This is a genomic window from Psychrobacter sp. (genome assembly GCF_036731945.1).
GTDB lineage: Bacteria > Pseudomonadota > Gammaproteobacteria > Pseudomonadales > Moraxellaceae > Psychrobacter.
Genome location: NZ_DAINDI010000007.1, coordinates 22,083 through 24,068 on the forward strand (window position 1 = coordinate 22,083; position 1,986 = coordinate 24,068).

3 protein-coding genes are annotated in these 1,986 nt (G+C 43.3%); 1 reads left to right on the forward strand and 2 read right to left on the reverse strand.

Translation table 11 applies throughout. The annotated features are described in order from the left end of the window. Window positions 1-203 precede the first annotated feature (203 nt). Window positions 204-779 carry a dCTP deaminase gene (gene dcd / locus V7D75_RS02520; RefSeq protein ID WP_102076576.1) on the forward strand — a complete coding sequence of 192 codons (576 nt, stop codon included), beginning with the start codon at window positions 204-206 and terminating at the stop codon, window positions 777-779. Window positions 780-927: 148 nt separating this feature from the next. Here dcd and V7D75_RS02525 read toward each other — a convergent pair whose 3' ends face one another. Together V7D75_RS02525 and V7D75_RS02530 are read right to left on the reverse strand one after the other, a co-directional pair. Next, the gene (locus tag V7D75_RS02525; protein WP_191689589.1) at window positions 928-1,365 is read right to left on the reverse strand and encodes a ClpXP protease specificity-enhancing factor; all 438 of its coding nucleotides are present in this window, start codon (window positions 1,363-1,365) and stop codon (window positions 928-930) included. 140 nt (window positions 1,366-1,505) lie between these two features. Then, a partial coding sequence (locus V7D75_RS02530; protein ID WP_333613278.1) for a glutathione binding-like protein occupies window positions 1,506-1,986 on the reverse strand: 481 nt, incomplete at its 5' end.

Genomic DNA, 1,986 nt, shown 5'->3' on the forward strand with positions numbered 1-1,986 from the left:
TAAGCTTGATAAGGTAATGGGGTTGGCGGAAGATCATTTTGCTAAATGGTAGCTGATGAGCGCTTATGATATTTTTATAAATAGCAGGCTTAATTTTAAAATCGTTGCCGCTCTATAAATTGCGCTGTCAATTCCGTATAATCGTCGCTATCAAAATATCATTCATATCATCATCTCGATTTTATATCTGCTAAGGAACAACAATGTCTATCAAGTCTGACCGCTGGATTCGTAAAATGGCCGAAGAACATGGCATGATTGAACCATACGAACCAGGTCAAGTACGTTTTAATGATGCCGGCGAGCGTTTGGTCAGTTATGGCACCTCAAGCTACGGTTATGATGTACGCTGTGCGCCTGAGTTTAAAGTCTTTACCAACGTACATTCAGTGATTGTAGACCCAAAAAACTTCGATGAAAAAAGCTTCATTGATGTCATCGGTGACGAGTGTATCATTCCGCCAAATTCATTTGCTTTGGCGCGCACAATGGAGTATTTTCGTATTCCGCGTGATGTGCTGACAATTTGTCTTGGTAAATCGACCTATGCACGCTGCGGTATCATCGTCAACGTCACACCACTTGAGCCTGAGTGGGAAGGGCATGTGACGTTAGAGTTCAGCAATACCACTAACTTGCCTGCGCGTATTTATGCGGGCGAGGGCGTGGCACAAATGCTGTTTTTTCAAAGTGATGCGGACGACGTTTGCGAAACCAGTTATAAAGACCGTGGCGGTAAATACCAAGGTCAGCGCGGTGTGACGCTGCCAAGAACCTAATCATCAAGCACTTAAACACTAAGAGATTAAGTGTTTTTGAGCCTGTTAGGATTGTGGCCTGACAAGGAAAAAAGCCAGCATATTTAATATGACTGGCTTTTTTATGGCTAACTTTTTTGGCTGTTTCAAAATCGATTTTTTAACATAATTATTTTAAAACTTTTAACCCGGCTTTATTATCGCGCTTAGGTTTCGGGGCAGCGGTACTTTTCTTGGATGTAGTCGCTGCGTCTTCTTCAGGGACATAATCATCGTATTCATTAGGGTCAAAAAACATCCCTTGCGAATTTTCTTTGGCATAAATCCCCATTACCGCCGTCAATGGTACCCAAATCTCTTGCGAGACACCGCCGAAACGCGCACTAAAATGAATATAATCATTTTCCATGCTCATATTACCGGTCGCGCGGCTGGCAATGTTGAGCACGATACGTCCGTCTTGGACATGCTCTTTAGGGACTTGGACATTGTCAGCGGTAGCATCTACCATCAAGTATGGGGTGAGCGCATTGTCCTCTATCCATTGATATAGCGCGCGCACCATATAGGGACGTGTTGGGGTAATAGAGGTGGTTTCTTCGCTCATTTTTTGGTTTCCTTAGGTATGGTTATTAAATACTGCTTAATGAGTAATTCCTAACAGAGTGGTATCTATTAAAAAATTATTCACTATATCGCTATTCTATATCAGAGTCTATTTTAGGGGAGTCATCAGCGGTTGTCTAATTAACGCACACTTTTTTGAAAGCTGTCACGCTCAAAGACCCGTTTTTGATAGTCAAATAAAGGGCGGCTGATAGCACGCGGTAACTCAATGCCCATCTCTTCTAATCGCCATAATAACGGCGCTAAAAGCACATCGCACCAACCAAACTCGTCGGCCATAAAGTAAGGCTTATGAGCAAACAAGGGCGATAAAGTAATCAAGGAGTCGCTTAGTTGCTTTTTTGCCAAGGCTGCTTGCGCTTTATTAAAACTGTCCGGATGCATGAGCAACCGTTTACCGAGCACCAACCAATCATGTTGAATACGCCAAGCCAATTGACGAAACTGGGCGCGCTCTTGCGGCGTATCTGGCAATAATTTATTGGCATGATAACGCTCCTCAAGGTATTCGAAGATAACGTTAATCTCATATAGCGCAATCTCACGCTGTTGTAAGACAGGCAAAGTGTGATAGGGGTTGAGCTCGGTTAAGTCTTCCGGA

Excerpts from the sequence above, each read along its gene's own strand:
- V7D75_RS02525 (WP_191689589.1), bottom strand. The coding sequence starts at position 1,365 with ATGAGCGAAGAAACCACCTCTATTACCCCAACACGTCCCTATATGGTG.
- dcd (WP_102076576.1), top strand. The coding sequence starts at position 204 with ATGTCTATCAAGTCTGACCGCTGGATTCGTAAAATGGCCGAAGAACAT.